This is a genomic window from Halovenus rubra (assembly GCF_026586665.1).
GTDB classification, from domain to species: Archaea; Halobacteriota; Halobacteria; order Halobacteriales; family Haloarculaceae; genus Halovenus; species Halovenus rubra.
In genome coordinates, this window is sequence record NZ_JAODIY010000023.1 from 1 (window position 1) to 741 (window position 741).

The following is a 741-nucleotide window of genomic DNA, read 5'->3' on the forward strand; positions in this document are numbered from 1 at the left end:
CGACCGCCGTCGAGAGACGCGGTCGATCGTTTCCTCACCGATCTCGAACACGTCATCGACGAGATTTTCGACCACCTCGTCGAGCAGGCCGCCTTGCGGGGCCTGCTCGACTTGACCTACTCGATTGATTCGACAGACGTGAGAACGATGCCAGCCGATCAAGACGCGTCGAAATGCTACGATCCAACGGCTGAAGAGTACTACTACGGCTACGGCTGCACGATCGTTTCGACTGGTTCAAAGATCCCGATTGCAGCGGAATTCACCGAGAGCAAACAAGCGCCAGAAGAGACGGCGATGCGCGTCACGCGTGACGCGCTCGCCGTCGACACTCCGATCTGGATGCTTGGAGACAGCGCCTATGACACACTCGATTGGCACGACTACCTGCTGACCGCAGGAGTCGTGCCCATCGCCCCGTACAACGCACGCAATACCGACGATCCACTGGACATAGAGTACAGGGTCGAAGACCGTATCAAAGAACACAGCAAGGACGTGAAGTTGAAGCAATCGACGTTAGATGAGACGTACAACCGCCGGACAGGCGTCGAACGAACTAACGACGCAGTCAAGGACTGCGGCCTCGGGCACGTCCACGCCCGAGGCCGCGTCCATGCACGAGCACAAGTGTTCCTGTCGTTGTGTCTGCGTCTCGTTATTGCGATCACCAACTACGAACGAGGAGATAATCCGGGAAGCACGATCATCACGGTGTGACAAGAGTTCTATGACACCCTC

1 protein-coding gene is annotated in these 741 nt (G+C 57.2%); it reads left to right on the forward strand.

The annotated features are described in order from the left end of the window. Positions 1–720: IS5-like element ISNpe16 family transposase (locus N5098_RS15115; RefSeq protein ID WP_267638720.1), on the forward strand; the 720-nt coding region annotated here is incomplete at its 5' end. Between the last annotated feature and the right edge of the window lie 21 nt (positions 721–741).